The 26560-nt window shown below is 41.1% G+C and carries 21 protein-coding genes and 1 pseudogene; 13 read left to right on the top strand and 9 right to left on the bottom strand.

Going from position 1 to position 26560, the window contains the following annotated elements; translation table 11 throughout:
- Positions 1 to 612 precede the first annotated feature (612 nt).
- Positions 613 to 996 (top strand): VOC family protein, encoded by a 384-nt coding sequence (locus LQ203_RS20390; RefSeq protein ID WP_230160783.1) that lies wholly within the window; start codon positions 613 to 615, stop codon positions 994 to 996.
- A gap of 207 nt (positions 997 to 1203) precedes the next feature.
- On the opposite strand, the pseudogene LQ203_RS20385 reads toward LQ203_RS20390, so the two are convergent.
- Positions 1204 to 2081 (bottom strand): annotated as a pseudogene (locus LQ203_RS20385) (IS1595 family transposase); the annotation flags it as partial.
- Between the two features lie 117 nt (positions 2082 to 2198).
- On the opposite strand from LQ203_RS20385, the gene LQ203_RS20380 reads away from it, so the two are divergent.
- From LQ203_RS20380 to LQ203_RS20370, 3 genes are all read left to right on the top strand, one after another.
- Complete coding sequence (locus LQ203_RS20380; RefSeq protein WP_230160781.1) at positions 2199 to 2684, top strand: DUF2975 domain-containing protein; 486 nt, start codon at positions 2199 to 2201, stop codon at positions 2682 to 2684.
- A gap of 10 nt (positions 2685 to 2694) precedes the next feature.
- Positions 2695 to 2913, top strand: a complete 219-nt coding sequence (locus tag LQ203_RS20375; RefSeq protein ID WP_230160780.1) for a helix-turn-helix transcriptional regulator — start codon at positions 2695 to 2697, stop codon at positions 2911 to 2913.
- A 583-nt stretch (positions 2914 to 3496) separates the two neighbouring features.
- Positions 3497 to 4960, top strand: a complete 1464-nt coding sequence (locus LQ203_RS20370) for a protein adenylyltransferase SelO (protein ID WP_230160778.1) — start codon at positions 3497 to 3499, stop codon at positions 4958 to 4960.
- Positions 4961 to 5165: 205 nt separating this feature from the next.
- On the opposite strand, the gene LQ203_RS20365 is transcribed toward LQ203_RS20370, so the two are convergent.
- The gene (locus tag LQ203_RS20365) at positions 5166 to 5594 is read right to left on the bottom strand and encodes a MarR family winged helix-turn-helix transcriptional regulator (RefSeq protein ID WP_230160775.1); all 429 of its coding nucleotides are present in this window, start codon (positions 5592 to 5594) and stop codon (positions 5166 to 5168) included.
- A gap of 121 nt (positions 5595 to 5715) precedes the next feature.
- Between LQ203_RS20365 and LQ203_RS20360 the strand changes: the two genes are divergently transcribed.
- Together LQ203_RS20360 and LQ203_RS20355 are read left to right on the top strand one after the other, a co-directional pair.
- Positions 5716 to 6303, top strand: coding sequence for an NAD(P)H-dependent oxidoreductase (locus tag LQ203_RS20360; RefSeq protein WP_230160773.1), 588 nt, complete (start codon positions 5716 to 5718; stop codon positions 6301 to 6303).
- A gap of 554 nt (positions 6304 to 6857) precedes the next feature.
- Positions 6858 to 8948 carry an Ig-like domain-containing protein gene (locus tag LQ203_RS20355; protein ID WP_230160771.1) on the top strand — a complete coding sequence of 697 codons (2091 nt, stop codon included), beginning with the start codon at positions 6858 to 6860 and terminating at the stop codon, positions 8946 to 8948.
- A 133-nt stretch (positions 8949 to 9081) separates the two neighbouring features.
- Here the strand turns inward: LQ203_RS20355 and LQ203_RS20350 are convergent, their stop codons facing one another.
- From LQ203_RS20350 to nikC, 7 genes are all read right to left on the bottom strand, one after another.
- A complete protein-coding gene (locus LQ203_RS20350; protein WP_230160769.1) occupies positions 9082 to 10407 on the bottom strand; it encodes a transporter in 1326 nt (441 codons plus the stop codon).
- Entirely contained in the window at positions 10404 to 11102 is a 699-nt protein-coding gene (locus LQ203_RS20345) for an AraC family transcriptional regulator (RefSeq protein ID WP_230160766.1), read from the bottom strand. The genes LQ203_RS20350 and LQ203_RS20345 overlap by 4 nt, the downstream gene beginning before the upstream one ends.
- The gene (locus LQ203_RS20340; protein ID WP_230160764.1) at positions 11099 to 11866 is read right to left on the bottom strand and encodes a histidine kinase; all 768 of its coding nucleotides are present in this window, start codon (positions 11864 to 11866) and stop codon (positions 11099 to 11101) included. The genes LQ203_RS20345 and LQ203_RS20340 overlap by 4 nt, the downstream gene beginning before the upstream one ends.
- An 88-nt stretch (positions 11867 to 11954) precedes the next feature.
- The gene (locus LQ203_RS20335; RefSeq protein ID WP_230160762.1) at positions 11955 to 12941 is read right to left on the bottom strand and encodes a dipeptide ABC transporter ATP-binding protein; all 987 of its coding nucleotides are present in this window, start codon (positions 12939 to 12941) and stop codon (positions 11955 to 11957) included.
- Positions 12942 to 12943: 2 nt separating this feature from the next.
- Positions 12944 to 13966 carry an ABC transporter ATP-binding protein gene (locus LQ203_RS20330; RefSeq protein ID WP_230160760.1) on the bottom strand — a complete coding sequence of 341 codons (1023 nt, stop codon included), beginning with the start codon at positions 13964 to 13966 and terminating at the stop codon, positions 12944 to 12946.
- Between the two features lie 12 nt (positions 13967 to 13978).
- Positions 13979 to 14899 carry a nickel ABC transporter permease gene (gene nikB, locus LQ203_RS20325; RefSeq protein ID WP_230160759.1) on the bottom strand — a complete coding sequence of 307 codons (921 nt, stop codon included), beginning with the start codon at positions 14897 to 14899 and terminating at the stop codon, positions 13979 to 13981.
- A 12-nt stretch (positions 14900 to 14911) separates the two neighbouring features.
- Positions 14912 to 15814: a nickel transporter permease gene (gene nikC / locus LQ203_RS20320; protein WP_230160757.1), complete on the bottom strand. Its 903-nt coding sequence runs from the start codon at positions 15812 to 15814 to the stop codon at positions 14912 to 14914.
- Positions 15815 to 16022: 208 nt separating this feature from the next.
- On the opposite strand from nikC, the gene LQ203_RS20315 reads away from it, so the two are divergent.
- The 7 genes from LQ203_RS20315 to LQ203_RS20285 all read left to right on the top strand — a co-directional run bounded on the left by LQ203_RS20315 (position 16023) and on the right by LQ203_RS20285 (position 26291).
- A complete protein-coding gene (locus LQ203_RS20315) occupies positions 16023 to 17579 on the top strand; it encodes a glutathione ABC transporter substrate-binding protein (protein WP_230160755.1) in 1557 nt (518 codons plus the stop codon).
- Between the two features lie 67 nt (positions 17580 to 17646).
- On the top strand, positions 17647 to 19155 hold the full coding sequence (locus LQ203_RS20310) for an amidohydrolase family protein (RefSeq protein WP_230160753.1): 1509 nt from the start codon (positions 17647 to 17649) through the stop codon (positions 19153 to 19155).
- Between the two features lies 1 nt (position 19156).
- Entirely contained in the window at positions 19157 to 20641 is a 1485-nt protein-coding gene (locus tag LQ203_RS20305) for an amidohydrolase family protein (protein WP_230160751.1), read from the top strand.
- Between the two features lie 123 nt (positions 20642 to 20764).
- A complete protein-coding gene (locus LQ203_RS20300) occupies positions 20765 to 22330 on the top strand; it encodes a glutathione ABC transporter substrate-binding protein (protein WP_230160749.1) in 1566 nt (521 codons plus the stop codon).
- Positions 22331 to 22494: 164 nt separating this feature from the next.
- The gene (locus tag LQ203_RS20295; protein WP_230160747.1) at positions 22495 to 23742 is read left to right on the top strand and encodes an amidohydrolase family protein; all 1248 of its coding nucleotides are present in this window, start codon (positions 22495 to 22497) and stop codon (positions 23740 to 23742) included.
- Positions 23743 to 23766: 24 nt separating this feature from the next.
- Complete coding sequence (locus LQ203_RS20290) at positions 23767 to 25008, top strand: amidohydrolase (protein ID WP_230160745.1); 1242 nt, start codon at positions 23767 to 23769, stop codon at positions 25006 to 25008.
- Between the two features lie 35 nt (positions 25009 to 25043).
- Positions 25044 to 26291, top strand: coding sequence for an amidohydrolase (locus LQ203_RS20285; protein WP_230160743.1), 1248 nt, complete (start codon positions 25044 to 25046; stop codon positions 26289 to 26291).
- The last annotated feature ends 269 nt before the right edge of the window (positions 26292 to 26560 follow it).

Genomic DNA, 26560 nt, shown 5'->3' with positions numbered 1-26560 from the left:
CATTGCGCATAGCCCTATTCTAGACAAAACCCTTAATAATGCTTATTGGCAACATCAAGGGTTAGAAAATCTATATGAACGATATACAAAACTGCGTCAGACTTAAACTGAACCGCCGTATACCGAACGGTACGTACGGTGGTGTGAGAGGTCGGAGGCTAGGCGCCTCCTCCTACTCGATTTATGGCACTAACGGGGCAGGTTAGTTAAGGAAGAACTTAGATTATTCTAGAGATTGAAGAGGAATTTTTGTTTAAATTAAAGGATGAAGAATTCGAAAGGATATCTAAGCTAATGATGAAAACAATTCTTATATATTTCGCAGGATTATTAGTTTATCTTATATTGATAGCTAATTATGAATCTCGATTTGATAATCCATCTGCCATAATCTCTACTTTAATTTTTATATTTTCAATTTTTGTCATTGATATTTTAAAAAGAATATTTATCAAAAAAAAATAAAAGACTTACTTCACTATCAGGAGCTGATCAGCAGCTTCTTTTCTTATGCAACTATCGGGGCAGGTTAGTTCTAGAAGGAAAATCTTGTTTTATATAGAAATTAGGTATATATCTACATAGTAAAGAAAAGAATTGGAGTGAATTAGTTTGGAGCTGACACACACACGATTATTAGTAAATAATTATAAAGAATGTTTTTTGTTTTATAGAAATGTTTTAGGTTTTGAGGTTACTTGGGGAAATGAAGATTCTTTATATGCTGAATTTAAATTTAGTGGTTGTATTTTAGGATTGTTTGAGAGGAAACAAATGCTTGAAGCAATAGGTGCTGAGAGTGTCTCTTATACTCATAATACTGATAAAATTGCTTTAATTTTCAAGGTCGATAATGTTGAAGAGAAATATAAGGAATTAAAAGAAAAGGTTGAATTCATAACAAAGCCTTCTGCACAAGAAGGCTGGGGAATTAAAGTAGCTCATTTTAGAGATCCTGAGGGTTCACTAATTGAAATCTATGAGAGTATTGAATAAATTTTATAACTGTTCGATGCCTTAACAAGGCATCGTCTTTTTAACGGATTAGAGGAAGTTTGTAAAGTATATCACTTAAACTAACGGGTGCTTTAGCAAAAAATGGACAGTAAAATAAATGAGCTTAGGGATACAGTTCCAAGCTCTATTTTTATGTAAAACCATTGATGAATATTTGTAATTCTCTATTAGAAATATTGAGTAATTTTAAAAAGCGATGTTTCTAAGTCTTAATGTATCTGCGGTTTCCCAAGTTCCGAGAACACTTGATAAAATAAGCATCAGCTTTTTCTTGCTTCAGTCACTTTCCATTTTCCTAATGTCAAGGAACTGAAACCACACTAAATAGAGCTGTAAATACTTCGTAGAAACGCATTAAAGTGACTAATCCATTTCTTTAATTAGGAATGGTAATTATTAGTATTGTTAAGATGATAGATACCTTTCTTGACATATTCTTGCTTACTGCCATTTATGATAATGTGTTCCAAATCGTTTTTAGCCGAATAAGATTTATATGAATTATGAGCATCAGAAATAAGCACCGTATCACTTTGGAAATGGGATGTAAGGGTTGTATCGATTTGTTCTGTTAGAATTCTGCCTGAACCGACACGCTTTGAAAGGGTTGTTTTGTTTCTTGCTACCAATACACAGACTTGTTCATTGGAGATACCTCTTTTTGACGCTGAACCACCACGTTTTCTTGATTTGCGAGTTGGGATAGTATTTCGGCCTTTATGACTCTCTAAGAAATAGGTTTCATCCACTTCTACTATTCCTTCAAATGTACCTATACTTTCTTTCGCAAGAGCAGACAACACTTTATGTCTCCAATAAAACGCAGTTACGTGAGTGATACCAACTATTTCCCCTGTTTTACGAAGAGATAGCCCCTTCAACATACATTCAATAAATGAAACCCATTTGTCTGCCTTTTTGGAACGATAGATAGGAGAATTAGGTAAATCATTACTTAATTTAAGATAATCTTTACACTTATAACGTTGGCGACCTTCTCTTTTGCCGTAACGAACAACCAACATACTTCCGCAATGACGACAATGAAATCCGTGAGAAAACTTCATTAAAAGGATATTTTTATAACAATAATAATATAATAAAAAACAATACGAATTTATTGTTAAACGATAAATGATATGCTAAAATCATGTTGTCATTAAATAAGTGAGGTGTTTTAAATGAATGTTAAACGAGGCTCAACCACTTTCTTAAAGGTAATTATTTTTCTGGCTGGAATTGCAGTGCTTGCTTTATGTATATTTTTAGTGCCCCATATGGCGAATTTCGCAGCAAAAATGTATCCGAATATTGCCCCAATGAAATATCTCGTTTTCATCGTGATGTATGGAGCGGCTGTGCCTTTTTACTTTGCTCTCTATCAGGCTTTCAATCTTTTACGGTATATTGACGAGAACACAGCGTTCTCGGAATTATCTGTAAAGGCGTTAAAGAACATAAAGTGTTGTGCAATTACAATCAGTGGTTTGTATGTATTAGGTTTGCCACTCTTTCGTTTTATTGCGAAGAAAGTTGACCCTCCTATTGGATTAATAGGACTCATCATCATTTTTGCTTCGTTGGTTATCGCCGTTTTTGCTGCTATCCTCCAACGGCTTCTACAAGAAGCGATTAACATAAAATCAGAAAATGATTTGACGGTCTGAGGTGGAGGATATGGCAATTATTATTAATATTGATGTGATGTTAGCAAAACGAAAAATGAGCGTAACGGAGCTTTCTGAGAGGGTTGGAATTACTATGGCGAATATTTCCATTCTGAAAAATGGGAAAGCAAAAGCGGTTCGTTTTTCAACATTAGAAGCGATATGTGAGAATTTGGATTGTCAGCCAGGTGATATTTTGGAGTACAAAAGCGACGAAGACACTCAATAAAAACAGACAACAAATTTTATTTAACGGGAGTCGTTAGAGTAATTAAGGGATAGCCATTAAGCTATCCCTTCTTTGCGTTTATTGATGTTATTTACTCAGAGAATTCCATTGAGAATTGCATGGATATTAGTGACAAAAAATATAATGTGATTTGCAATGTTTGCACCTCAAAAGGGAACCCGTTACTTATTAGGTGGTCTCTTTTTATTTGTTCAAAAAATCAACACTAATCTTGAACAAAGCCTTTAATTTTAGGAGCTAAAGGCGGCATTCATGGAGAAATCTACATTAAATCAAGTAGAAAATACTTCAGTGTTTTTAATGGAGTATCATAGTTCTCTCTACTTAATTTGCACCTTTAAATATTATGGTTAACCGTATTACAAAATGATGGTATAAAAAATAGAAATTTTATCAACTGTGATACATGACTTAAAAAGAGCCATTTTTATGTAGAAACGGTATAATTAATTGGCAGAAGTAGACATTAAAATGGACTGCAACTGAGTTTTATCGTGTGTATTAACTGAATGATGAGAGAACGAACATTATACAAAAAGACAAAAGAAGAAAAGGAGAAGCTATGACTAAGAGTAATGAAACAGGATGGAATTTAGACAATAGTTATGCCCGTCTTCCGGAAAAGTTTTTCACCAGCACGAACCCGACTCCTGTAAGCTCACCGGAGTTGGTCATTCTCAATGAACGGTTGGCAGAATCCCTTGGTTTGGACGTTTCGACGTTGGAAAGCGAGGATGGCGTAGCGGTGTTTGCCGGAAACGAGATTCCCGAAGGTGCTTTGCCACTTGCTCAAGCTTATGCGGGGCATCAATTCGGGCATTTTAACATGTTGGGTGACGGACGGGCAGTGCTGCTTGGCGAGCAAATCTTGCCTGAAGGTGAGAGGGTTGATATTCAGCTGAAGGGTCCAGGAAGAACGCCATACTCCCGCGGTGGTGATGGACGGGCTGCACTTGGACCGATGCTGCGAGAATACATCATCAGCGAAGCGATGCATGGACTAGGCATTCCTACCACCCGAAGTCTGGCAGTGGTGACAACAGGTGAAACGATAATCCGCGAAACCAGGCTGCCCGGGGCCATCATGACCCGTGTGGCTGCCAGTCATCTGCGCGTCGGAACCTTTCAATTCGCTGCAAAATGGGGCACGGTCGAAGAACTCAGGACCCTTGCCGACTATACAATAAAGCGCCATTATCCAGACGTTGAAGCAGATGAAAATCGCTATCTTTCACTATTTCAGGAAGTGATCACTCGTCAGGCCAAGCTTATTGCCCAATGGCAGCTGGTCGGCTTCATTCATGGGGTGATGAACACCGACAACATGACAATTAGTGGGGAAACCATCGATTATGGCCCTTGTGCCTTCATGGATGCCTATGATCTGGAAACGGTATTCAGCTCCATTGATCAACAAGGCCGTTATGCCTATGGCAATCAGCCGCTTATTGGAGGGTGGAATCTTGCGCGATTCGCCGAATCCCTATTGCCACTGCTGCACGATGATCAGGAGCAGGCCGTCAAACTGGCACAGGATAAGATTTCTGAGTTTAATGAGATATACCACTCTAATTGGCTAGCGGGAATGAGAGCGAAATTGGGGCTATTTAACGAAGAAACACAGGATGAAGCCTTAATTAATGGACTTCTCACTATGATGAAGAAGCATGGTGCTGATTATACTAATACTTTCCGAGCTTTAACCTTTGATACGATGGAGGATTCGGTCCTTTTTGGGGCACCGGAATTCGTTCAATGGTATGAGCTCTGGCAGGCGAGACTAGGCAGGGAGCAGGAATCGAAAGCATCCTCGACTCAGTTGATGAAAAACAGCAATCCTGCGGTGATCCCACGGAACCACCGGGTGGAAGAAGCACTCGAGGCAGCCGAGAAAAAAGGGGACTACAGCGTGATGGAAAAGCTTTTGGATGCCCTTTCGAACCCTTATGCACACTCCGAAGAACAAGCTGAGTACTCCACACTTCCCGCGTCAACAAAACCTTACCGGACCTTTTGCGGTACCTGAGTATAGGATTAGAGAAGTCAACTAGTGTGAGGCTGAATTACAAAAGAAGGATTCTAGAACATTCTTCTCATTAAGCGCGAATGAGGATGAAATGGAGTTTGAATTAAAAACCCGCTAGTGTTTGGAGATAATAAAGGAGCTCCCTCGATTGAAGGTGATTTGTTGTCAACTTCGGTCGGGGGAGCCATTTTCGTATTCAGGTCCATCAGTAAAATAGTTTTGTTTGAAGAATATCCATTGCGCGCTCAATATCCGCTAAATCTTCCTTCGAAGCATGCTGCAGTCGGCTTTGGAAACGGGATTCCACGATTGCAAAGGCCTCGTTCATCATCATTTCCCCCTCTTTAGAGAGATGGATGTATTGCTTTCGTCTATCTTCCGAATCACTTACTTTTTCAATTAAATTCTTTTCGCTTAATTTTTTTAGTTCACGGCTCGTGTTAGGCATGGATATATGCTGACAATCACTGATTTCACTTGGTGTGACAGGCTGACTGACTGTAATGTATTCAAGAATGTTATATTGAACTGGCGTAATGGAATCAGATTTCGCGTTTTGTGTTAATTCGTGAGTCACTTGATGAACGGAAGTTGTAAATGCCACCCATTTATCAAAAAGAGCTTTTTTGTCCATAACTTTCACCTCTTACTGAGAAGATATCAAAAATATTATCAAAACACAATTATCATTTGACAACAAAATGCGAAAAGAATATATTATGGTTATCAAATGATAATTAAATAGGGGGAACGTCATGAACATGCTGATCATTTACACATATCCCAATCACAAGAGTTTGAGTTATGCCTTTCTAGAAAAAGTCATCAAAGGAAGTAAAGAGAACCCTAAAATAAAGGGGCTGCAGGTTTTGGATTTATATGATGAGGGCTTTAATCCACTTTTGGTTTTCAATGAGCATAAGCGAAGGCGTGATATGCATCGTGATCCTCATCTTGAAAAATATAGAAATCAAATTACTTGGGCTGACAAGATTGTCTTTGTCTATCCAATCTGGTGGGGGCGGCCTCCCGCAATGCTGATGGGGTACATTGATCAATTATTTGCTTCGAATTTTGCCTACAAGGATAAGTCGGGACTGTTACCGGAAGGTCTTTTAAAAGGAAAGTCGGTCGTATGTGTGTCAACGATGAAGGGACCTGCAAAGTATCCGCTTCTCTGGTTGAATGATGCGCATAAAATATTGATGAAAAGAGCGTTATTCAATTTTGTCGGAATCAAAAAAGTGAAGTTTTTTGAATTCGGTAATATGGAAAGTCCGAAGGGGAAACAAACCCAAAAATTAGAAAAGGTTTATCGGTATTTCAAAAAGGTGGAAAGCTAAGTTTTGGTATATTTGGCTCCGCAGGTCTGGATGGGAGTTTATATGCAAATTAATAGATTAATCTTTATAGATCAAGACAGTTTGTAGGCACGGTTCCATTTAAAACAAAGTTGATTGGAACGGGTGTGCGAAACTCCTGCGGGAATACGCGTCCAAGGGAGACCCCACAGGCGCAAAGAGCGACGAGGGCGGACCGCCCGCGGAAAGCGAGTACCTGGAGCGGAAATCAACGTTCGAAAATATACAAACCCTAAAAACAAACTCTAGGAAAAATCAGTTATATCGATTTCGTCTAAAGTCTTCATTCTTGAGTCCTGATCATTATAGATCAAGACTCTTAACCCTTTAAAGCAAGGCTTACCGCAAAATATACAATTCAAGTACCTCTATTAATCTTTTCAGCGATCACTTCCGAATATCAAAAAATCAAAAAAAATAAAAATATCCATACAATTCCATTAATCTATTGCATAATAAAAATATGATATTTGCTGTCGATATACTTATTAGCAAGAATATGCTTAAAAAAATTGAAAAAGGAAGATGGTTTACCTATGAAGAGGAACGTATTTTTAAAAGTGATGATCATGATGATACTTTCACTATCGATTGGGTTAGGCAGTAAGACGGTTCAAGCTACAAGTAGTCTTAAGTTAAGTGATGGGACATATACAGCAGGGAAGGAGATATCCGCAGGATTAACTAAATTCAGTATCCCTGAAGGTACAGCAAACATTTCCATCAGTCGAGGAGATAACGATATCATTTATGAAACGCTTAGTGATGATGGATACTCGTCTAAACAATTTACGGTAAGTTTAAAAGAGGGAGACCAAATTGATGTCAATCCCTATGATAGTGGGTCTGATATAGAGGTACAGCAGATCTCGAAAATGGATTTGAAAAATATATCCGCTGGTTATTATGAGGTAGGCACGGATATTCCCGCAGGAACATATTCGTTAGCCATTGATCACCCGAAGGACGACTATGATACGGCATATATAACCATGTTGGATAACCAATATAATGAAAAGGATTCCTTCAGCCTATATTATGATGAGCCTATTGAATACACGGTTTCAGAAGGGGATAAAGTGTACATCTCATCGTTAATCGGCACGATGAGTTTTAAAGAAAAAATCCTCGTTCCCAAAAGTATCACGTTAAGTAATTCCAGTTTGTCCTTAATTGTAAACAGAACCACACAGTTAAAGGCTACGATAAACCCTTCTACTGCTGTTAATAAAAGCGTTAGCTGGACAACCAGTCATCCGGAAATTGCGACAGTGGATGGGAAAGGCTATGTAAAAGCACTTAAAGCTGGAAGTACGACCATCACTGCAACAGCAAAAGGTGATGCATCCATAAAAAAAAGCATTCAAGTTACAGTGACGAATATTGTACCAACTAGTTTGAAGTTAAGTAAATCAACATTAAATATCACTAATAATCAAACTATAAAAGTTACTGCCACGGTAGCTCCCTCAGATGCATCGAATAAAACGATTTTATGGAAAAGCTCAAATGAAAAAGTGGCAAAAGTAGATTCAAAAGGCAACATTAAAGGAATTGCCAACGGATCGGCTACCATTACGGCGACTGCAAAAGATAATACGAAAGTGATGAAAACAGTAGCAGTAAAAGTTTCCGCTAAAACAGTGAAAGTAAATAAAACCAGTTTATCGATTACAGCAGGCAAAACAGGAACATTGAGTGCATCCGTTTCACCTTCTGATAGTACAGATAAGACAGTGAAGTGGAAATCTGCTTCTACAAAAATAGCAACAGTGGATAGCAAAGGGAAAGTAACTGGCAAAGCAAAAGGAACGACCACTGTTACGGCAACCGTTAAAGGTGCAAAGGATGTTAAGGTAAAAGTAACCGTTACAGCTCCAATCATGGCAAAATCAGTTAAGCTGAACAAGACTTCCGCTACTATAAATAAAGGTAAAAGCTTAACTTTATCTGCAACAGTAAGCCCAAGTAATACAACGAATAAAGCAGTGAAGTGGAAATCTTCCAATACGAAAATAGCGAAAGTGGATAGTAAAGGGAAGGTGTCAGCAGTAGGTGTAGGGACGGCCAAGATTACAGCTACGACTATAAATGGTAAATCAAGTACCACCACGATTCATGTACCTTATAGTAAAAGTTTAAGTGCGGGAAAATGGAAGGCAGGCAAAGATTTACCGGCAGGCCGTTATAAAATCACTACGAAATCCGGCAGTGGTAATTTATTCATCAGTATGAATGACTACGATCGGTATGTAAATGAGATTCTATCGAGTGAAGATGATGGTTTTGGTGTGACAGTCGTTACAACGGATATAAAAACGGGGGATAGTATTGAAATTTCTGGACTGGACAGTGTACAGTTTACTAAAGTCTCCAATGTTAAATCGAATACACTGCATGCTGGATACTGGACAGTCGGTAAAGATATAGCGGCCGGAAAATATAGAATTACGACTTCGAGTTCATCCGGGAATTTATTTATATACAGGGGACAACGTTTACTTGTAAATGAAATCCTTTCAAATGAACGTGATGATTATTCAGTAACAAGCGTAACAACCACACTAAAATCAGGAGATCGTATTAATATTTCTGGTTTGAATAAGGTGAATTTTACTAAAAAATAGTTTTACAGGATGAGGTGCTCCCTAATTGGGTGATTCGCCTTTTAAAACAAAAAGTTGCCGACTTGACGTCGGCAACTTTTTTGTTTCGTTATAATCATTCAATAGATTACAAAGGTAAAATCGGGAAAAGGATTTAACTATTACGAATAGCCCATTTGTTCTTGATGAAGGCAATAATCGTACAAATCACAATGATGGTAAGTGAAGTCAATCCACTAAACCATATGCTTTGAAATTCACTTACATAAGGCTGGAGGATGTATGACGCCACAATGGCCAAGACGGCACTTATCGGTATGAAATCAGCGACTTTCCCTTTGCTGAATACTATCACCAGAATGGGAGCCAGTAATGCTGAGTATATATTGCCAGAATAAAATAAAAGCTCTAATAGGTTTGGGGAATAGAAAAGGGTAGCAATGAAAACCAATCCTCCGATACAGATGGAAAGAAGATAGGCCATCCTAATCTTTTGCTGGTCGCTTTTTTTGGTTTGGAAGGGTTCTATAAGATTGGCTACAAGTAAGCTTACTAATGAATGCAGGCAGGCACCGAAAGTTGAGGTGATTGCACTGAAAGCACAGAGTACAAAAAGAATGAAAAAGAATGGTGTCGTTATCTTGTTTGCCAAACCAGCTAAAATCGAGTGTATATCAGTGAAGCCGCCAGTAAAGATAACCATGATGAACAGGGATGAAAAGGAGAGCGGGAATATGAGCCATATAACGCCAGTTAATGAAAAGGTTAAGGGAACCTTTTTCAGTTCTATCATGAATAAACGCTGCCATGATGTCAGGTCAAAGAAAAACTGGCCGAACCCTACAAGAAGCCCTGCAAAAAGAAAACTCCACAGATCATACTTATTGATTACGAGCATATAGGGATGGTATAAACGAATCCCTTCATAAACAGGTTCTATCCCTTCCTTGATGAAAAAGTATAAAGGAATTAAGATAACGGCGGCAAACATGAAGACGACTTGAAAAGCTGCAAGACCATGAATGAGTTTTAACCCGCCGAAGCCAGCATAGAGAACACAAAAACCGAAGAAAAAGAAAAGCCCGACATATAGCGGCGTATCGAAAAGAAACTGACATAGGGTGGATGCGGCCATTCCTTGAATGAATAAAATGTGTAAGCTGGTCATGACCAGTATCATCATCAAGATCCAATATCCCAAAGGATGAAGCCTGGTTTTTAAATAGTCCCCCATAGTCAATCCCACGGGAAAATCCTGCCGAACCCTCTTCCCGATGAAACTGAACATGAACAGGGCGATCGCTCCCATTAGCGCATAGCCAATTCCTCCGAAAACTCCATACTTCACCATCGATTCTGGTGAGGATAATATCGTTGTCCCTGTCACCCAACGTGCCAGGAGGGAGATGATCCCTAAGCCCATACCAATTTGAATGGGGCCTTGTACGTATTCTTGAAATGTACGTGGAAGCAATGTCATTTTCCTTTCTCGCGGAACTCCTTGGGTGTGATTCCCTCTATTTTACGGAATAAAGTGCTGAAATAATGCTGACTATTGAAACCCGAATTTTCAGCGACGTCAGAGATGCTCCAACTAGTGTTATTGGTCAAGGCCCTTTTTGCGGCTTTAATTCTATATTGCATTAAATATTCCGAAAAGGAAGTGCCGACCTCTTCATGGAATTTCCTGCTTAAATAAGTTGGGTTCGTATGCACTTCCCGAGCGATGTCCGAAAGGGAGATTTTTTCAGCATAATTTTCATGAATAAATGAAAGCGAATGATGAATCAAGCTTGAATAATGATGAGAAGACTCCCTTTCATTATACCTAGAAAGCACTTTACGCAAATCACTTTCAATGACAGGCTTCGTTAAATAATCAACGACACCGATCCTTATCGATTGCTGGGCGTAATCGAAGCTTTGATGCGCGGTTACCATAATGATTTCCACATCTTTGTTCAATGCCCTCAGATCTTCACCAAATTCAAGACCGGATCGTCCAGGTAGATTAATATCCAAGAAAGCGAGGTTAATTTTATAGTTTTGGTTGAGTGTAAGAGCCTGAACAGCATCTGCTGCTTTGTGAAACTTCCAAAAAGGGAAGATGGACTGAATCATATATTCCATTTGTTCAAGGACTAATGGTTCGTCATCAACTAATAATACATTCATTCTTGGTTTGCCTCCTCAACTTTCTTATCATAAACCAGTGGCCATGATACCTTAACCATTGTTCCCGATTCATTGGAAGATATATTTAATTGTGCACGGTCACTGAAATACAAATATAAACGTTTTTTGATATTGTCAAGTCCATGGCCGCCTTCGTCTGTAAAGGTAGTGGTATTTCCCATTAACCCATTATCCTTCACTACCAAATATACCGTCTGCGAATTCTGATGGAAGCGGATATGCAAAAGGGCTTCCCCCACTTTTTTTTCTAACCCGTGCTTAAATGAATTCTCCACTAAAGTCTGGAGAATGAAAGGGGGTACCAGTGCGATTGATAATTGGTCGGGGCACACCATATCAATCTTAAGCCGATCACCAAAGCGAAGACTTTGGATGTCGAGATAATGCTGAGTATACTGAATTTCCTGGGAAAGGGGAATCAATGGTTCAGATGCTTTATACTTGAATTTCAAGAATTGGGAAAATGCCTCCAAGGCACGAATCAATTCTGCCGTCCTGTTGAGGCGGGCCAAGCCTAATATGACGTTTAGTGTATTAAATAAAAAGTGAGGCTGGATTTGCTGGTTCAATTTATTATATTGCGCTTCCTGCAGTGCTTGTTCCAGGCGTATCTCTTTGTTTTTATTTTCAAGAAGATCGATCCTCTTTTCAAAGATGAATAGAAATAAAAGAGCAATAGCTCCCATGATAGGAGCTAAAATGAAGAGCATGATAATTAACGTGAATCCCTCGTAACTAAGCATGGATAACCTCTGATTATTTTGTTTTTATATAACTTGAATTATTCTGTTTATTAGTATCTTACTAAAGACTCCTCGGGAAATCTACAACTTATGACACAATGTGACAAGCCACTTGATGATTTTGTGCGGATCGTTTCAATTCGGGTACCTGTGTTTTACAGATATCCATCACAAAAGGGCACCGTGTATGAAAGCGACAGCCGTTTGGAGGATCGATAGGTGAGGGGACATCACCCGTCAATAGAATTCGTTCTCTTTCCTGCACGGGATTCGGTACTGGGATAGCAGATAGCAATGCCCGTGTATATGGATGCTGCGGCTGTTCGAAAATGGACTTTTTGTCAGCAATCTCGACTATTTTTCCAAGATACATGACCATTACACGATCGGAAATATGTCTGACCACGCCTAAATCATGTGAAATGAAAAGGAAGGTTAGATCGAATTTTCGCTGTAAAGATTTTAATAAATTCAGCACCTGCGCTTGAATGGAGACATCAAGCGCTGATACGGCTTCATCACATATGATCAATTTTGGATCTACAGCGAGTGCCCGCGCAATACCGATCCGTTGCCTTTGGCCGCCGCTGAACTCATGCGGGTATCTTTCCATGGATTCTGGTCTCAAGCCGACATGGCCCAATAATTCTTCAATCCTGGATTTTCGGTTTTCTTTAGGCACTACATTTTGTATGGCTAAGGCTTCTCCGAGAATTTGTCCTATTGTCTGTCTAGGATTAAGGGAGGCAAATGGGTCCTGGAAAATAACTTGCAAATCCTTCCGTGTCTTTCTCATTTCCTTTTTACCCAAACTAAGTAGATCCTTTTCCTGAAAGTGTATACTCCCACCCGTAGGTTCGTCCAATCGAAGAATGGCACGTCCGGTTGTCGATTTACCACAGCCGGATTCCCCGACTATACTCAAGGTTTCCCCTTGATAAATATGGAAGGTAATGTCGTCAACAGCTTTTACATGATTAATGGTTCTTCCGAAAAACCCACCCTTGATTGGGAAATATTGTTTTAATTGATCTACTTTAAGCAGAACCTTTTTTTCTTCAACTGATACTCCCATCATTAAACCCCTACTTTCTCTTGAACGTCATGATCTTGCTCCCATTGGGGGGTAAACATCCAACAGCTGACCTGGGTACTTGGGCCGGTGGATTGGAGATCCGGCACAGCCTGTTCACAAATTCTCTTCGCATGTGCACAACGGGGTGCAAAGCTGCAGCCTTTGGGCATATTGTACGGGCTCGGAACTGTCCCAGGTATGGTGGTCAGCTCTTCCTGATCCATGTCGAGACGTGGAAGGGAGTTTAATAAACCAATGGTGTAAGGATGTTTAGGATTTGTGAAGATCTCTTTTGCCAGTGTGTATTCAACGATTTTTCCGGCATACATGACCGCTACTCGATCACATGTTTCATATACGACCCCTAAATCATGAGTGATCAAGATGACAGCCGTACCGAAATCCTTTTGCAGCGTTTTTATTAACTCTAAAATTTGGGCTTGAATCGTCACATCTAGCGCAGTTGTAGGTTCATCCGCTATTAATACCTCAGGGTGGCAGGCTAGCGCCATAGCAATCATGACCCTTTGCCTCATCCCGCCGCTTAGCTCATGTGGCTCCTGTTTGGCCCTTTTTTCAGGTGAGGGGATTCCGACAAGCCGAAGCATGTCGACCGCTTTGTTCCAAGCTTCTTTTTTTCCCAGCTTTTGATGGAGCCGGATGGCTTCTGCAATTTGCTCACCCGCTGAATAAACGGGATTCAATGATGTCATGGGCTCCTGAAAAATCATCGAAATCTCATTGCCGCGTATGGACCGCATCTGTTTTTCAGTCTTTGTAAGCAGGTCCTCCCCTTTAAAAAGGATGCTGCCACCTGTAATTTTTCCGGGAGGGGATTGAATTAGCCGTAATAGTGATAGGGACGTTATACTTTTACCACTTCCCGATTCCCCTACAATCCCAAGCGTTTCCCCTTTGTTAAGGGTGAAGCTGATTCCATTAACTGCTTTACTCGTCCCTTCATCCGTAAAAAAGTAAGTCTGCAAATTTTTAACTTCCAGTATTTTTTCATCAAACTGTTTCATCTTAGTACCTCCTTAATTTAAGTCTATCCGCTTGTTAAAGTATCGATAGAGGACATCTACAGCTAAATTCATAAATACAAAGATTACGGATGCAATAAGGACGCCCCCCTGAACCATCGGTAAATCTCTCGTTCTAATGGCATCAACGATTAATCTGCCAAGTCCATTGATGGCAAATACGGACTCTGTTAACACGGTGCCGCCGAGGAGGGCACCGAACTGAAGACCAACGACTGTAATGACAGGGATGAGCGCATTTTTTAGACCGTGCTTATAAATGATGACATGTTCTTTTAATCCCTTGGCTTTTGCTGTTCGAATATAATCCTGGCGAACGACTTCGAGCATGCTTGACCTGGTCATTCTGGCAACAATTGCAGCACCACCCGCCCCTAGGGTTATGGCGGGAAGAATCATGTGTTTAAACGTTCCCCAGCCTGAAACAGGAAACCATTGAAGATTAACGGAAAAAAAGTAGATAAGCATCAGACCTAACCAAAAACTAGGTAATGAGATTCCTAATAACGCAACGATCATTATGGAAATGTCCGATGCTGAGTATTGCTTGGTCGCCGAGATGATTCCGGCCACCATTCCAAGGACGACGGTTATGAAAATACTTGCCAGTGCGAGTTCAAGTGTGATGGGCAAGCGGACCAAAATCTCGTCCAATACAGGGCGGCTGCTGCGAAGAGATTCACCAAAATCCCCTTGTACAGCATGGATCACATAGTCAAAGTACTGATAGAGGATTGGGCGGTCCAAGCCAAGCTGATGCCGAATCATTTCAATCGTTTCTTTAGTCGCCCCTTCACCTGCAAGCAGGGTTGCCGGGTCTCCGGGAACCATCTGCATGATGAGAAAAACGACAAGACTTACTCCAAGTAATACCGGTATGGTTTGCAAAATTCTCCGGACAATGAATACAAACATATTCTCTCCTCCTTATTTTTTCATTCTTGGGTCAAGGGCATCTCTAAGTCCATCCCCGAAGACATTGAATCCGAGTACAAGTGTTGAAATGGCGATTCCCGGAAATAAAGCGATGTGGGGGGCGCTGAATAAATAATCCCGTCCGCTGCTTAACATCGCTCCCCATTCTGGAGAAGGAGGCTGGGCTCCGAGCCCCAGGAAAGACAAGCCGGCTGCAGATAGAATGGCAGTAGCCAGGCGCAATGTAGCTTGAACGATTACAGGTGAAAGAATATTAGGAAAAATGTGTTTGGAAATGATCGTGAAGTCAGTTGCTCCTAATGCGCGAATGGCATCGATATATTCAAGCCTCCTGACTGAAAGTGTGGAACCCCGTACAATTCGTGCAAACATAGGAATGGAAAAGACACCAACTGCTACCATTACGTTTATTAAACTTGGCCCTAGAGCACTGATGATGGCAAGGGCAAGCAATATTCCTGGGAAAGCAAGCAGGACATCCACGATCCTCATGATGACGGTATCAATCCATTTTCCATAGTAGCCTGCTGTTAATCCTAAGATTATGCCGATGAGCGCCCCGAAGAATACCGAGACAAATCCCACCGTTAATGAAAGACGGGTTCCATATAATAATCTGCTTAATATATCCCGTCCCTTATCATCCGTTCCCATCCAATGGTCGGATGTGGGAGGCTGGAGTTTATTGACTAAATCAATTTCATAGGGATCCTGTGGTGAAATGAGAGGGGCAAAAATGGCTAGTAAAATATAAAAGAGTACAATGTATCCTCCTATCAATGCCAATTTATTTCGCTTGAACTTTTTATAAAAGGCTGTCCATCGTTGCAGTCTTGAAGATTTTTTTTTGTTTACATTCAAATTGGTATTATTGATAACGACCTCTGGCTTCATGGCACTTCCTCCTTTTCTTTCATTAAATTTATTCAAAAAAAGTATCGAAGTAAATATGATGGCCAAAAGCAGTAAAGATAATAAAAAAATGAGTAAAGATTCTGAAAATATAAACTATTGTTTTTTCTTATAATTTGATTAAGCCCGATGTACTTATCGTTAAATGGTAATTGGAAAACATAGGGAAGTGTGAAAGGGAGGAAAAATAATGAGAAAAGGTATGGTTGGATTACTATTTGCATCATTAATAGGTATCTCATCGGTTTTATCTGGATGTACATCAGATCAAACCGGCAGCAAGGAACAAGAGAGGGAAGCGAAAGAAGGGGGGACATTGGTCGTAGCCCGACTGTCTGATGCGACTACGCTGGACCCACACTTCATTACCGACATTCCTTCAGCGAATGTTGTATATGAAAAGGTCTATGAAACATTGGTTGTTCCTGACAAAAATATGAAACCACAACCCCTGCTCGCAAAAGAGTGGAAACAGCTCGATGATGTAACATGGGAGTTTAAACTGCGTGAGGGAGTGAAATTCCATGATGGAGCACCATTCAATGCTGAAGCGGTAAAAACTAATTTTGACAGAATACTAGATCCAAAAACATCTTCGCCACAGGCGGGTAAATTGGAAATGATCAAAGAAATCAAGATAATTGATGATACGACCGTACAATTCAAGCTGAAATATCCTTATGCTCCTCTTTTGTCCATATTAGTAAGTAATGAAGGCAGTATTTTAAGTCCAAAAGCCATTACAGAACATAGTGACAAACTAGGTCAAAACCCTGTGGGAACAGGACCATTTGTTTTTAAATCGTGGAAATCAGGAGACGAGATTGAACTTTCGAAAAATAAGGACTACTGGGGAGATAAACCTAAGATTGATGGGGTAGTATTCAAGGTTGTCCCTGAAGATGCTACGAGAATTGCGATGATTGAAACGGGTGAAGCACATGTGACCGATCAAGTACCAGTGACTGAGATTGATAGAATTGAATCATCAGATACGATGGGGTTATATCGCACAGAGGGACTTGCCGTTGAATACTTAAGCTTTAATGTTAAGAATAAGCCATTCGATGATGTACGTGTCCGTAAAGCGGTAGCGCATGCGATCGAGGTGGACTCCATCATTAAAGGCGTTTATAACGATGTTGGTACGAGAGCGAATTCTACAATGAGCCCGAAGGTTTTTGGCTATGATCCAGATATTAAAGGATACGACTATGATATTAATGAATCAAAAAAGCTATTGAAGGAAGCAGGAATTAAGGATGGCTTGGAAATTACCTTAACGACGAGTGATCGTAAGGAAAGGATAAACATGGCAGAGGTCATACAGTCACAATTAAAAGGAATTGGAATTAAGGTCAAAATCCAAGTTCTTGAGTATGGGGCTTATATTGACGCGACCGCCAAGGGTGAGCACCAGGTTTCAATAGGCGGTTGGGGCAATGCTACGGGGGATGGAGATTATAATCAATACAATCTTTTTGATAGCAAATCCCAAGGTGCTGCCGGGAATAGCTCGTTTTATAGTAATCCTGAAGTAGATAAATTGATTGAAACCGCACGTAAGGAATCAGATGGCGATAAACGTAAGGAACTATATTCGAAAGCACAAGAGATTGAAAGAGAAGAAGTGCCATATGTTCCAATCCGCAACTATGAACACCTGGCTGTTTATGGAGAAACGGTTAAAGGACTTTGGCTGAATCCGGCAAATTATTTAATGCTCGACGACATAACGGTGAAGTAGAGAATTTATCAAAAGAGGGAAGACAGCATAAGGCCGTTATGCTGTCTTCTCGATTAGGAGGGGAAATATGATTGATTTGCTGCTCATTCATGGGACTGTGATTACCATGGATCAAAACAGACGGATACTTTTAGATGGCGCCATCGCCATAAACGACGGAAGAATTTTAGATGTAGATGCAACAGAAAAACTGAAATCGAAGTATGAGGCAAAAAAAGTGATTGATTGCAGTCATCAATGTATATTGCCAGGATTAATAGATGTTCATGGTCATGGTGGACATTCCATGTTTAAAACGATTGCGATGGAGAATATTGATTTTTGGATGCCCATCATGACCAATACGTATAAACATTTTGTCACAGATGACTTTTGGTACTACGAAGGAAAGCTCTCTTCTCTTGAGAGATTAAAGGCGGGTGTGACAACGGGAGTAAGTGTTTTAGGTTCCATGCCGCGATCCGATGATCCAATCTTTGCAATCAATCACGCAAAAGCATACGCCGAAGTGGGTGTTCGGGAGGTTGTCTGCACGGGTCCTTGCAATCCCCCATGGCCCCATTCATTCAGCCGATGGGTTGACGGGAAAAGGGTGGTGAAGGAGGTTTCCTATGAAGAAGTATTGAAGGGGGCAGAAGCTGTAATCGAAGCACTGAATCATGCAAATGAAGACCGCACGAGAGCCTTCATTACACCATTTGTCATCGTTACGTCCGTGGATCCTTCCAATCCCACATCTCCTGACAGGCTTTATGGGTTAAGTCATCACGATCTTTATCAAGCGAAAAAAATAAGGGAAATTGCCAGGAAATATGACACAAGGATCCATTCCGACGCTTTTGGCGGGATGATTCATTTAGCGATACAGGATAAGGAAAATGCCCTGTTGGGTCCAGATGTCCATTTACAGCATTGTCGTGGTATTTCCTTCGATGAGGCAAGGATATTAGCGGAAACAGGTACTAATGTCAGTGCATCACCTGGTTTTGGGCAGGTTCATGCCCGAACACCGATAACCGAATTATTGGAAATGGGTGCAACTGTAGCAATCTCGACGGATGGGACTTCCCCTTCTACAAGTTTTGATATGTTTCAGGCAATGAGGAAAACACAGTTCGTTCATCAAGCAGCACTTAGGGACTATTATTATTTACCTCCAGGAAAGCTTTTGGAAATGATTACGATAGATGCTGCGAAATGCATTGGCTGGGATGATGAAATCGGCTCCCTCGAAATCGGGAAGAAAGCGGATGTCATCACGGTCAATTTGCACCAGCCTCATCTGACACCTGAATTCATGCACGTTCATCGGCTTGTATTTCAAGCAGTGGCGAATGATGTAGAGCACGTCATCGTGGACGGGAAATTGATCATGGAAGGTAGGAATGTACGAACGGTTCATGAAAGTACAGTGCTGAACGAAGCCAATGAAGAGGCCTTTTCTACGATAAAGCGGGCAGGGCTCGAAAAGTATATGCAGCCGACGAAATACTTTTGGGGACACGCCAGGGCCTATGTAGATGAAAAAAGATATGACGAAAAAGAACACGCTGTCACAATGTGGAAAGGGGAATGAGATGAAAACCAAGCTTAAAGGTAGATATGTAATTGGGTATGATGGGTGCGATCATGTCATTTTGGAAAATGCAGAGATCGTTTATGAAAAGGACACGATTGTGTATGTCGGAAAGAATTATGCCGAAGAAGTGGACGAGGTGATGGACGCCGGAAATGCTATTATTAGTCCGGGGTTCATTGATTTAAATGCTTTAGGCGACATTGACCATGATATTTTACATTTTGAAGCTGGTACCAACAGACAGAAAAATCTTCTCTGGTCAGAGAATTATATAAAAAGCGGTCATCAGGAATGGATGACAGCGGAAGAAGAATCCTTTAAATCTTTATATGCTTATTCACAGCTCATTCTACATGGCGTAACGACTGCCATGCCCATTACTTCCGTATTTTATAAAAGCTGGGCTGAAACCTATGATGAATTGGCATCTGCGGCAGAACAAGCTGCTGGATTGGGGTTAAGAATTTACCTGGGCCCGAGTTTCCAATCCGGAATGAGGGTTGTCCAGCCTGACGGAAAGATAAAACTGCATTGGGATGAAAAGGCTGGGGAAGCTGGATTACAAAAAGCGGTAGAGTTTGTAGAAAAATTCGATGGAGCCTACGAAGGCATGGTCAGAGGGATGCTTGCGCCAGAGCGTATCGAGTCCCAAACGGCAGATATCTTAAAACAGACAAAATATTACAGTGAAAAATTGGATGTGCCGATAAAGCTTCATGCTGCCCAGGGAAGCTTTGAATTCAACACCATATGGGAATCCTTTGGTGTCACACCCATTAAATATTTGTATGACCTGGATTTTCTTGGCCCAAGGACAGGGATACCTCATGCCCATTTTGTTTCCGGATATAGTGAAGCCAAATATGGACACGGTGATGACTTAGCGCTGCTAAAAGAAACGAATACTACGGTGATTCATTGTCCGCTGATCATCGGTCGGCATGGGTCCGCATTAGAGTCATTTGCTAAATATAAAAGGGCAGGGATCAATATAGCACTTGGAACGGATACATTCCCTCCAGATATGTTCCAGAACATCAGGACAGGCAGCATGCTCTCACGAATCGTGGAAAAGGAAGTGGAAGGCTCTACATTTGCCGATTTCTTTCGGTCAGTCACTCTTGATGCCGCCGCTTTTCTTGGCAGGAACGATCTTGGCCGCATTGCCGCAGGGGCAAAAGCAGATATCATTGTGGTGGACTTGGACAGTTATCATATGGGTGTAACCGATGATCCCATTCGGACCATGTTCGTAAGTGGATCTGGGAGTGACGTTAAATTATCCATCATAAACGGAAAAATAGTCATGAAAGATCAAGTGATCCCCAATCTTGATTTGAATGAGATCAAATATAAAGGACAAAAGTATTTTGATAGGATGAGAAGAGGATATATGGAAAGAGATTATCAAAAGCTTCCTGAGAAAGAATTGTTCCAGTCGTCATTTAGGGTCGTAGAATCGATCAGTCATGCAAAAGCGTAAATATGCATTTCCAAAAACAAGTAAAGAAATTGAAAAAGATAGTAAAGATTTTCAAAATTAATAGTCAGAATATTTCTTATAATTAGATAAATGACAAAAAATGAAATCGGGAGGTCCAAATCCATGGGGTTAAAACAGGGGATAAGAAAGCTTTTTCTAGTCATGTTCATGGTTTTCATAATTACTGGCTGTTCTTCTAACAAGGACGTAAGCACAACAGCAAGTGACCAAAACAAAGCATCTAAGGAAGGGGGGACTTTGGTCATTGCCCGTTTATCAGATGCTGAGAATTTGGATCAGCAGTTCATGTCCACGATTAATGCCGCTAGTGTCACTCATCATAAAATTTATGAGGGTCTTGTACAACGAGATAAGAATAGTGAAATACAGCCTATGCTAGCAGAAAAATGGAAGCAAGTAAATGACACGACCTGGGAATTCAAGCTTCGGGAAGATGTAAAGTTTCATGATGGCACACCATTTAATGCAGATGCGGTCAAAAAAACGTTTGATAGACTTTTAGATCCGAAGGTTGCCTCTCCCCGAGCGGTGGTATTCGAAATGGTAAAAGAAGTGAAACCGATAGATGAATATACCGTGCAATTCATTCTGAAGGAACCTTTTTCTCCACTGCTATCCATCTTGGCGAATCATGAAGGCGGAATCATCAGTCCGAAAACCATTGAAAAGTATGGCAAAAAGATTATCCAAGAACCGAATGGAACCGGACCTTTCGTTTTTGACTCATGGTCCCCGGGCCAAGAAATCACATTGTTAAAAAACAAAAATTATTGGGGAAATGAACCAAAAGTGGATAAGGTCATCTTCAAGGTCGTCCCAGAAGATTCAACGAGGATATCGATGATAGAAACGGGTGAAGCGCAAATCGCGGAACCTCTTCCCATCGCTGTCATGGACCAGGTGGAATCCTCAGCGGCAATGGATGTTTACCGCAGTGAAGGCTATGGTACCGAATATTTAGGGTTCAATGTCAATAATGAACCGTTCAATGATGTACGGGTTCGTAAAGCCATTGCCCATGCCATTGAAATGGATTCGATCATTAAAGGTGTCTTTAATAATGTGGGTGTAAAGGCGAACTCCTTAATGGGCTCTAAAGTATTCGGGTACAACGCTAATCTGAAAGCCTATGATTACAATCTTAAAGAAGCGAAGAAATTGATGGCTGAAGCAGGTTATTCAAAAGGTTTGGACGCGACCATCCTAACGATGGACAGTAAAGAAAGAGTCAACTTGGCAGAAGTCCTTCAATCCCAACTAAAAGGGATCGGAATCAATTTGAAGGTACAGGTCATGGAGTACGGATCGTTCGTGGAACAAGTGAATAAAGGGCAATCGGAAATGTTCATCATCAGCTGGAGAAACGCGACCGGAGATGCTGACTATAATCAATATAATCTTTTCCATACGAATTCACAGGGGGCGGCCGGGAATACATTCTTTTACAGCAATCAAAAGGTTGACGATTTAATAGATGCCGCCAGAAAAGAAAAAGGGGAAGAAAAACGAAAAGAGCTATACGCAGAGGCCCAGGAAATCGAGATGGGTGATACTCCATATATTCCTGTAAGGGTCATTGAAAATGTTGCCGCAGTCGGGAAAGAAGTGAAAGGGTTTTCAATCAGTCCTTCAGGCTATTTAGATATAAATGGAGTAACGATTAAGTGATGATCAGATAAGAAGAAGGGGTTCATCCATTTAGGGTGAACCTTTTTTTGGCACAATAAGTAAAAATAACTTAAAAACGAGTAAAAATTCTGAAATTAATTGTTAACCTTTACAATTATAATGAAATGGAGGCATGTTCAATCTGGAGTGGAAGGGTGAGTTTAATGTCACAATCGTATTGGTTAACGAATGTACGCTTGGAAAATGGATTTACTTATAATGAAAATGAAACGATTACTGGTACTGCAACCGGAAATTACCACGTTAGGATTGAAAACGGAAAAATTTCTTCTATTATATCTGCAAACGAATCTATAACAGATCAAAACCCACAGTATGATGTGCGCGGCCTGCTGATGGTCCCTTCGTTTAAAGAAATGCATATTCATATTGATAAAACGTACTATGGTGGTCCGTGGAAGGCTTGTATGCCTGCAATTAATGGTGTCAAGACCCGGATAGAGGAAGAGCAGACGTTACTTCCTGAATTATTGCCAACTGCCAAAGAAAGAGCAGAAAAAATGCTGGATTTATTATTGGATTACGGATCCACTCATATACGGACCCATTGTAATGTAGATCCAGTTATAGGCTTGAAAAATTTAGAGGCTACTATACAAGCGCTGGAAGGTTATAAAGATAAATTGACATATGAAATCGTTGCATTCCCGCAGCATGGACTATTGCGTTCAAATTCCGTAGGACTAATCAGGGAGGCCATGAAGTATGGGGCGAATCTTGTAGGTGGAGTGGACCCTGCCTCCATTGATGAAAATATAGAGCGATCTCTTGAAACGATCATGGACATTGCCGTAGAATCGAATTCGGATATCGATGTCCATCTACATGATCCAGATCAGCTTGGCCTCTTTACGATGCAGCGTCTTGCATCCATGACGGAAGACGCAGGGTGGCAAGGAAGGGTAACGGTTAGCCACGCCAGCGGTTTGGCCGATCTTTCAGTTCCGGAGGCAACGAGTATAGCTGAAAGGTTTTCGGAATTAGGAATATCCATAACATCCACTGTGCCTATCTTCAGAACGATCCCGATACCCTTGCTCCATGAAAAAGGGGTAAAAGTCGAACTGGGTAATGACAGCATCACTGACCATTGGACACCGTTTGGCATCGGAGATAATCTTGAAAAGGCCGGTCGCCTTGCAGAGAGGTTCCGTATGATTGACGAACGTTCTTTAGCTAAAAGCCTGCAATTCATAACAGGAGGGAAGACCCCATTAAACCAAGAGGGAGTCAAGACATGGCCAAATGTTGGGGATGAGGCGAATATCGTTCTGCTTGAAGCAAGCTGTTCAGCTGAAGCGGTGGCTAGAAGGTCAAAACGTGCCGCGGTCATCTTCAGGGGCAACGTTGTAAGCGGATCTATTTCATCATTTGAGACGACAGGTGTCTAATCTTCTATTAAAGAGAGTGATGTAATGTATAAATCATACTGGCTTACTAACGTTACACTTGATAGTGGATATGTTTTTGAGAATGAGAGAATCGATAGAACGAAGACCGACTTATATAATATGTATATAAATGATGGAGTCATAAAGGAAATTCAATTGGCTAATGTTCCTTTGCAAACTCATCTTCCCGTTCAAGACGCAGGCAAGCTACTGGCACTTCCTGCATTTAAAGAGATGCATAACCATCTTGACAAGACCTATTTAGGAATGCCTTGGAAATCATGCACACCGGTTGCAAATTTAATGGAGCGGTTAAAATTAGAAGCGGCGGAGCTTGCTGAACTTGCACGAACAGGACAGCACCGAGCTGAGCAGATGCTTCAACTCTTGTTAAAAGGCGGGGCAACGCATGTCAGGACGCATGTTAATATTGACCCGTACATTGGTTTGAAGAATTTGGAAGAAATTCAGAAAGCGCTAGATCGCTTCAACGGTAAAATGACACATGAGATCGTGGCGTTCCCGCAGCACGGATTGCTCCGAACGAACTCAACTGCGTTAATGAGACAAGCGATGAGAGAAGGGGCGTCCTTAGTGGGTGGCTTGGATCCGGGTGGAGTGGATAATAATATAGAAGCTTCCCTATATGAAATGGTGAATCTAGCTGTTGAATTTGATGCAGATATTGATATTCATATACACGATCCGGGTCATCTGGGATTTTATACAATCAAGAAACTGGCTTCTTTCATCGATGAAGCAGGGTGGAAAAACAGAGTGGCTGTCAGCCATGCTTTTGCACTTGGTGATGTTTCTATTGAAGAGTCCCATGAACTGGCAAGCCTTTTATCAAATTTAGGGATGGCCATCATGTCTACTGTTCCGATAAACCGAATCATTCCCCCGATTGATTTACTGCATGAAAAGGGTGTACATGTAGCGCTTGGATGTGATGGTTTTTATGACTCCTGGTCTCCATTCGGGACAGGAGATATGCTGGAAAAGTCAGGTCGGTTAGCTGAGAGATACAACTGGAAGGATGAATATGCATTGTCTCAATCTCTCCAATTCATTACGGGCGGGCTTAAGACACTCGACCGTAAAGGTAACCGTTTATGGCCGAATGTCGGAGATGATGCAAGTGTTGTATTAGTGGATGCTTCATGTTCTGCCGAGGCAGTTGCCAGGAGATCTAGGCGTGCAGCGGTGATTGCCAATGGAAATTTGGTTTACGGTGGACTGGCCGGTGAAACTGCTTTGAACTGAGAATTTAATGTCTATTACAAGAAGGGATGAAGGGCATGAATACAATCTATTGGTTAAAGAATGCACGTTTGGAATGTGGTTACCAAAAAGAGAATGAAAGAGTTACAGGCACAATAACTGGGCTATTTCATCTATTAATAGAGAATGGAAGAATCACGAAGATTGTCAAAGATGGGGATCCCATTTCTACCGATGTACCATGGGAAGACGCAAAAGGATTGCTGGTGCTTCCTTCATTCATTGAAAAGCATGTACATCTTGACAAGACCTTGATGGGAGATGTATGGAGAGCGTGCACTCCTTCATCAAGTGTCACTGAACGTTTTGAAAATGAGAAGAAGGTGCTTCCTACTATTGGAAGCAGCACACGTAAACGTGCTGAATCTTTACTGGAAATACTTTTAGCTTCGGGCTCCACTCATGTACGGACTCACGTTGATATCTACCCGGAAGTGAGATTGCAAAACTTAGAACAAGTACAACAGGCGCTTGCTGGTTATTCTAATAGACTAAGTTCAGAGATAGTCGCATTTGCACAGCACGGATTGTTACGGTCTGATTCTACAAAGCTTGTCAGAGAGGCATTGCGAAACGGAGCAGGAATCGTAGGGGCAGTTGATCCAGCCACAATCGATAACGATATTGAAGCATCCCTGGTACAATTGATGGATTTAGCAGTGGAAGCGAATGCCGATGTTGACCTGCATTTACATGACCCTGGCCACCTGGGTACGTTCACGATGAAACGTTTGGCAGCTCTAACTAAGCAAGCAGGCTGGGAAGGTAAGGTAGCTGTAAGCCATGCATTTGGTATCGGAGATGTATCCAAAGAAGAAGCCTATGAGCTGGCTGACATTCTTAGGGATGCAGGGATTTCCATTGTCACCAGCGTCCCGATTAACAGACAAATGCCCCCTGTTGATTTATTACATGAAAGAGGGGTTGAGGTATCTGTAGGTAATGATAATATCTTTGATTTATGGTCACCACTCGGGAATGGTGATATTTTAGAGAGAGCTGGCAGGCTGGCAGAACGTTTCAAATGGGTTGATGAAGTCTCCCTATCCCAAACACTAAGGCATATAACTGGCGGAAAAACCCCATTAGATGAAAATGGTAACCAGGTATGGCCAAAGGTGGGGGATGCTGCAAGCCTAGTGTTAATTGACGCCAGCTGTTCTGCTGAAGCAGTTGCCAGGCGTTCTGGGCGTAAAGCGGTCATTTACAAGGGAAACATCGTTTCCGGTTCACTGAGTAAACAAAAGCAGTCAATTGACTTGTAAGGTTAACCCCAAAAGGATCTCTGGATACTTCCGGATTTCCTTTTTCGTTTTGGTCAATGTAAGGCTTGGAAAGCTGGCTGTTCATCATTTTCCGTTCTCTTGTACTTTTACTAATTTGTGTTATATGCTGGGGAAGTCATTTTTTTTTGCTATATTGGTTAAGGATTTCCCTCCCATGTCATTATCGTTATTGCCCTATACACTTTAAAGAGATAAAATGAATTCGATTCAAAAAAGGGCTGGTAACAATCATTCTTTAATTCCTTGCT

The sequence above is a fragment of the Peribacillus sp. Bi96 genome (assembly GCF_918698115.1).
Lineage (GTDB): Bacteria > Bacillota > Bacilli > Bacillales > DSM-1321 > Peribacillus.
The sequence above is the reverse complement of the archived record's forward strand: the minus strand, read 5'-3'. Positions and strand labels throughout refer to the sequence as shown.